Raw genomic sequence first — 6,207 nt, forward strand, 5'->3', positions numbered from 1 at the left:
GTGACGGTAGCAGTTTTGGCAGTCTTAGGTCTGTTTTCTCAACGCACCGTAAGTGCGGGACTGAGTAACCCTGGGGATATTTCGATTATTGGATTTCAATCCGATAACCCAGACTCTGTTTCTTTTGTTGTTTGGCAAGACGTGGCCATCGGCGACTCAATTGATTTCTGGGATCACGGACTTTAATGACGACGGAACTTTTCGAACCAATGAAGGCTTGACGACTTGGACTGCAACCACGAATTTGGATGCTGGTTCGGTAGCTAGTTTTTCTTGGACGAGCGGACCGGCATTGTCAACTAGCGGTGATCAAATTTTTGCTGGCGTCACATCAAGCACATCCAAATTTGAATCGGGGGCATACACTGGGACTGTCCTCTACGGTTTGAATTTCAACGGAAATGGTTGGAGTTCTGATGCTACTAATGCGAATAATTCTGCGGCTCCTGTTGTTGGGTTTTCACTCTCGTCTCACAGCGATAATGGGCGTTACGATGGATCTCGAACTGACATGTCGATCGACGAATTCAAGGCTTCAATCCAAGACTGCGATAGCCCAAGACTGGCGGACTCCGGCGGAAGATACGAGAATCCGCTTTGGAGGAAGCAATGTCAAGCAATGGAAAACGCACACGCCGGACTTTTTCAGAAGAGTTCAAGCGTGATGCGGTCAATCTGATCGTCAGTGAGGGCTACTCGTTTCGAGCCGCCGCTGAAGCCGTCAATGTCAACGAGAACAGCCTTCGCAACTGGCATAGAAAGTATGCTCCGGAGCCTGAACCTTGCGGTCCCGAGGCATCGCTGCAACAGGTTCTTGAAGAGAACAAACGCCTTCGCAAGCAGCTGAAGCGTGCGGAACTGGAACGTGAAATCCTAAAAAAGGCGACGGCGTACTTCGCGAAGGAGTCGCAGTGAAGTACGCGTGGATCAAACAACATCGCGACCAGTATTCCATCACGCTGATGTGTGAAATCTTCGGTGTCAGCAAGAGCGGCTACTACGATTCGATTGATCGGCCCGAGAGTAAACGTGCGGTTCGTTCTCGCGCGATTCGCGAATCTGTGAAACAGGTCTACGAAGAATCAGGGCAGATCTACGGCAGCTACAAGATCGCTGAGGAACTTGCTAACGACGCTCAACTGGAAACGGCTTGTCGCAACACGGTAGCGACAGCCATGCGAGAAATGGGGCTTAAAAGCTGTGTTTCGCGACAGTTCAAACCAACGACGACCAAGTCAGACCCTGACAAAAAGCCTGCTGAGAATCTTCTCTCCCAGGAGTTTGATGCCGAGGCTCCGAATCGCAAGTGGGTGGCAGACATCACTTACTTGCCGACGGTCGGTGGTTGGGTTTACCTCGCAGTAGTGCTGGACCTGTTCAGCCGCAAAGTTGTCGGTTGGCAGATGAGCGATCGATTGACGACACCGATCGTTACCGAAGCCTTGAGGAAAGCGATTGAATCCAGACGGCCAGAGTCCGGAACGCTGCTTCATCACAGCGACCGAGGCTGTCAGTACACCAGCGACGCGTTTCAGGGAATTCTTCGCACGCTGAACATTCAGTGCTCGATGAGCCGAACAGGATGCTGTTACGACAATGCCGTCATGGAGCGCTTCTTCTGGTCGCTGAAGCACGAATGGACGAAGCATCGTCGCTACGGAAACCTTGAAGAGGCTCGCATCAGCGTCTTCAAATACATCGAGGCGTTTTACAACTCGAAGAGAATTCATCAAACTCTGGGATACCAGACGCCCGAAGAATTCGAAAGAAACTATCGTGCAGCTTTAGCTGCTTAACATGAAACCGGAGTCCGCCGGTCTTGGGCTATCGCAGACGTTGATAATTGGATCACTAGTAACTCCTCCCAAGGAGCATACGACTCTACGAGTTTTTCCATTAGCGCTGTTCCTGAACCTTCTTCCCTCACATACGGCTTGATTTTCGCATTGACCATGTTTGGTCCGCGACGACGCAAGTAACTTTGATTGACACAATTGTGTTTGCCTCGGCCCGTAATTTTGCGGGCCGTTTTTTGTTGGTGGATTGATGAAACTTTTTGATTTGAAAATTGCAGCACAGCAAATCTCGTCTTGGCTGGTCATGGGTTGGGCGATTGCTTTCACAAACAGCACCGGCGACGCAGCGGAACGCAATGACACGTTCGTCGTTGCAGCTCTGGACAACGAAGATTCTCAGCGTGTCGCCGCCGAATTTTGTCAAGCGTTCGAGATTCCGCAAACGAACATCCTCTCGCTCAACTTCCCTGCTGGTGATCAGCTAAGCCGCACCGCTTGGGAAGACGAACTTCGCCCTCAAGTTGTGGCTTGGCTCAATGAAAATGACTCCGAGTCCAAAATCGCGAACGTCATCACCGTCTACGGAACGCCGCTGGCCGTTGCTGCCTGGGAAGACGAACGGGAAACCAAGCCGTGGCGCGATTTCTATGCAAAAGCTCTCGATGCACGGCTTGGTCAAATCAATCAGTCGATAGAAAAGCTGGCTGAAATCGCGGGCCAGCCTGTTGCGGCTGAACCTACGGCAGAAGCAACTCTGGCCGACATGCGAAAGCAGTTTGACGATTCAGTCGCTGCGGCCCAGCAATCGATCTCCAGTCTGAAATTTGACCAACTGAAAACCGCGAAAGCGACTTTGCAATCGCAGGTGCGAATCGTCGCCGGGCTGTATCCGTTTCTTGGCAGCCTGAAAAACGAATCGGAATCCGGATCGACCGAAGCCGCGAGAGCCAACGAGCAATTCCACTATCTTCGCGGCCGTACCGAAGCATTGGCTCAGGCCGCAGAGCTAATGGATCGCGTTCCGGCCAGCTTTGAGCGTGAAGCTACGATCCTGCAGTTGCTCGAACGGAATGGTGGTTTGTTGTCGGCGATTGGATGGCTCAAACGACAGCAGAAAATGGTGGAAGAAAATGACTCAGCCGCCAGCCTCGACAGCGAATTGGCATTGGTGCTCTGGCCGAAGTACCGACGCCTCGGGACGACACCGAACTTGCTCCACCCAGCTTTCGAAACGTCACCGCTCAGGTCCGTCTATCGAACGCTTTCTGTAACGCGAATCGATGGCCCGACGCCCGAGTCCGCGTTGGCGTTGATCGAACGTGCGACTGAGGCAACAAAAATCGAATCGCTATCGGGAAAAGTCTACGTCGATTTAAGAGGCGCCACCGGAAACGACGCGACGGCCAATCGCAAGGAACGTTGGTTGCAAAGTGTGGCTAGCCAGTTCAAGTCCGTAGAAAACATCGACGCCGTTGTCGAGTCCACGGCTGAGCTGTTTCCTGTCGACGGATGCCCGGACACGATGCTGTATTGTGGTTGGTACTCGTTGGAAAAGTACATCGATTCGTTCACCTTCAAACCCGGGGCAATCGCCTATCACCTGACGCCTGGCGATGCGTTGGGAATTCACGACTCCGACAACCAGGGTTGGTGCCGGAACCTGATCGAAAAAGGTGCCACCGTTGTGGTCGGAAGCGTTGGCCGGCCGGAGATTGTTGGCTTTTCCAGCCTGGATCCAAAACAGAAACGAGTCCACCCTGTGGCACTCAGTTCCGGGATGATCGTGTTCGGAATCGATGGACTGACTCCGGCAGATCCCGATGACTCTGGCGTTGGAAAGTAGCAGATCGCTTCACGGGCAACGACTAATTTCGAACCGAAGCCAGGCGAACGATCTCCTGATACTCTTTCGCCGCAAACCCAGCGTCCAAAAATCGAACAGCAATCGTGTGGCTTGCCGGTCCAGCGGCAGCCGTGTCGACAGACAGCGTTCTCATGCCCCAGCGGCGATCGAAAGGAGTCTGCGACAGACTCGCGCCCTGGATCTTCTCGAAGAACGTGATGCTGGTCTTCTTGGTGAAAACTCCGCTGCGAAAAACGACGCCTTTATCAATTCGAGCATACTTCGTGCTGCGACTTCGCTTGACCGCGTACCAAATCAACAGCGGGCACAAGACCAAGCCCGGGACCCAACCCCATGGCCGGGAAACTCCCAGCCCGACCAGCATCAACACGAACGTCATGATGATCGAGCCACGAACGAAACGGGACGAAGCACGGATGGCGAGTGGTTGCCAGTCAAATGATTGCTCCTGCCAATCCAATTGCGGACGAATCACGTTCATCAATTCAGTGAGCTTCGACTCTGGCACCACCGGAACGAACCAGCGTTTGGAAACTGTAGTCGTCGCGTCCTCTGAATTCTTTCCAGCGCCACCCGCAGTTTCAATTCGGATCGAAGCCAGCCCCAACCATCGCATGATCATCGAGCGATGAATCGAAATGAACTGGATGCGTTTCACGGGAACTGTGGCGCTGACCTTCGTGAACAAACCACATGAAATCTTGAAGTCATCTCCCTGTTGCGTCAGCTGATAGCCGAAGAATCGCAAGATGAACCAACCGACTCCCAGTATGCGGATCAGCAGCAGTAACGCGAGAGTCGCCACCGTCCACACGGCCCAAAACTGCAAACCGTCGCCAAGGTCCGGGATGATGTTTGACATTCCTTCGATGCGATCACGCACGTTGCGAAAGTCGCGATCATCGTCAGGCAAATTCTGGTAGTAGATACCAAACATGAATCCCACCAGCACCATCCCGCGATTGCTGGACAGTCCCGCTTTAACCAGCCAGCTGATCGGAATGCGCAGCAGTTCTGTCGCCGTGCTTTCTGTTGTAGATTCCCCTTCCGAATCCGCGATGCCGGGGATCGCAGGAACGTTCGCGTCGGATTTCGCTGCTGATTTAACTTTGGCTCGAAGCTGTTCGACCTGCTTCAGCGAAAGGACCCTGAGCGTCGCTTCAGGCTCGGTGCCGCTGGCCGTTTCGACGCGTACTTCCGCAACGCCAAACATTCGATGCAGCACGTTTTGCACGAGGTCAATGTTCTGAATTCGCGAAGTCGGAATCTTGCGCAGCCGCCGAAAAAGCAGTCCGGACTGAACCGCTAGTTCGCCATTTTGAATGCTGTAGCGAAGAGTCAAATAGCGCACCGTCGCGGCCACGATCGACAAAACAAAAATGACCGCGGCGATTCCGATGAAAACGTAGTTCCCTTTTGCAGCACCAAACAGAGCGATGATTGCAGGGATCAGATTCTGGCGAAGCTGACTGATCACGGTAAAGACCAGCGAACTCGGATGAAGAAAACTTGTTTCCAGTTCGACCGTTTCGGCAACCGGAATCTCAGCCTCGTCAATGACTTCAGGAGCCTCGACGTGCAGGAACTCATTCGCTTCATCGTCGTCGCCGCTATCGATTGGTTCGGGCTCAAACGACATCGCCGGATGCCCTTTGTCGAATCACTTCGTCACGCAATTGAATCGCGACTTCGTGAGCAAGCCCTTCAAAATTCACCGACGAGTTGCTCGTTCCCGCGGTGTGAACCGTCAGCGTGCCGACACCATACATTCGTTGCAACGGACCCTGCGAAACATCTGCATGTTGGACTCGAGCCCACGGGATCGCTTGAAGATGTTTCCACCAAACTCCGCGGCGAATTTCCAGACCCACATCCGTCAATCGCCAACTGCGATGACGATGCTGGACCGACGGCCAGAAAATTGAGAAGTACACAACGACCGCGTAAAGGAAAATCGCGATCGAGACGCACACGACAAAAACCCAACCGAATCCGTAGTTGAACAGCGGGATCACCGCCCCGACCAATCCGCCGATGCCGAGGACGACGCACAGGATCGCACCCGCGACTCGCTCAGCCGAAATGTTTCGTGGATCGAAAGACTGGAAACCGTCTTCAGCCATAAAAGGGTCAACCGGAGCGTCGTCAGTTGGCGAAACGTCCGGTGCAGTTGACGTTGAGCTATCCACCGGCGAATGCCAGTCAGCAGGTTCAGAAGTGTCGGAACTTTCCATTCAGCAGTGAGCAAATAGAGGAGCTATGTGTTTGAGTCGGCGTTGCAAAACAGTTCGCCCTTGCAGCAAGAACGCAGGCCTTGATCGCTAGTTGTACTTCAATTGTCGAGTCGTGGCTTCAGGGAAACAGGGAAGCACCCGTTTTCTTTCGTGACAACTTCACGGTTCTTTTGGTTTTTCTCAACAAAGCAAGGCTACTTTTTAAAATTTCAATTCGTTCCACTGTAGTTCGCCCGGGATGCTTGCCGGATCAAACGATCGGAACCCGGCCCGGCTTTGAATGGAGGCCGATGGAACACGACACATCTATTGA

General features: G+C 53.2%; 5 protein-coding genes. 3 read left to right on the forward strand and 2 right to left on the reverse strand.

Features of this window, described 5'->3' with window-relative positions; translation table 11 throughout:
- The first annotated feature begins 609 nt into the window (after positions 1–609).
- From MFFC18_RS10720 to MFFC18_RS10730, 3 genes are all read left to right on the forward strand, one after another.
- Positions 610–915, forward strand: a complete 306-nt coding sequence (locus MFFC18_RS10720) for a transposase (protein WP_068267815.1) — start codon at positions 610–612, stop codon at positions 913–915.
- The gene (locus MFFC18_RS10725; RefSeq protein WP_084416835.1) at positions 912–1,796 is read left to right on the forward strand and encodes an IS3 family transposase; all 885 of its coding nucleotides are present in this window, start codon (positions 912–914) and stop codon (positions 1,794–1,796) included. The genes MFFC18_RS10720 and MFFC18_RS10725 overlap by 4 nt, the downstream gene beginning before the upstream one ends.
- Positions 1,797–2,046: 250 nt before the next feature.
- Positions 2,047–3,639, forward strand: a complete 1,593-nt coding sequence (locus MFFC18_RS10730; protein WP_075086543.1) for a TIGR03790 family protein — start codon at positions 2,047–2,049, stop codon at positions 3,637–3,639.
- Between the two features lie 22 nt (positions 3,640–3,661).
- Here MFFC18_RS10730 and MFFC18_RS10735 read toward each other — a convergent pair whose 3' ends face one another.
- The gene (locus MFFC18_RS10735) at positions 3,662–5,299 is read right to left on the reverse strand and encodes a PH domain-containing protein (protein ID WP_075086542.1); all 1,638 of its coding nucleotides are present in this window, start codon (positions 5,297–5,299) and stop codon (positions 3,662–3,664) included.
- A complete protein-coding gene (locus MFFC18_RS10740; protein WP_075086541.1) occupies positions 5,289–5,894 on the reverse strand; it encodes a PH domain-containing protein in 606 nt (201 codons plus the stop codon). Before MFFC18_RS10740 ends, MFFC18_RS10735 begins: the two co-directional genes overlap by 11 nt.
- Positions 5,895–6,207 lie beyond the last annotated feature (313 nt).

The organism is Mariniblastus fucicola (assembly GCF_008087665.1).
GTDB classification, from domain to species: domain Bacteria; phylum Planctomycetota; class Planctomycetia; order Pirellulales; family Pirellulaceae; genus Mariniblastus; species Mariniblastus fucicola.

What these genes read in the sequence shown, in the direction of transcription:
- MFFC18_RS10720 (WP_068267815.1), top strand. Translation starts at nt 610, where the DNA reads ATGTCAAGCAATGGAAAACGCACACGCCGGACTTTTTCAGAAGAGTTC.
- MFFC18_RS10730 (WP_075086543.1), top strand. Translation starts at nt 2,047, where the DNA reads ATGAAACTTTTTGATTTGAAAATTGCAGCACAGCAAATCTCGTCTTGG.
- MFFC18_RS10735 (WP_075086542.1), bottom strand. Translation starts at nt 5,299, where the DNA reads ATGTCGTTTGAGCCCGAACCAATCGATAGCGGCGACGACGATGAAGCG.
- MFFC18_RS10740 (WP_075086541.1), bottom strand. Translation starts at nt 5,894, where the DNA reads ATGGAAAGTTCCGACACTTCTGAACCTGCTGACTGGCATTCGCCGGTG.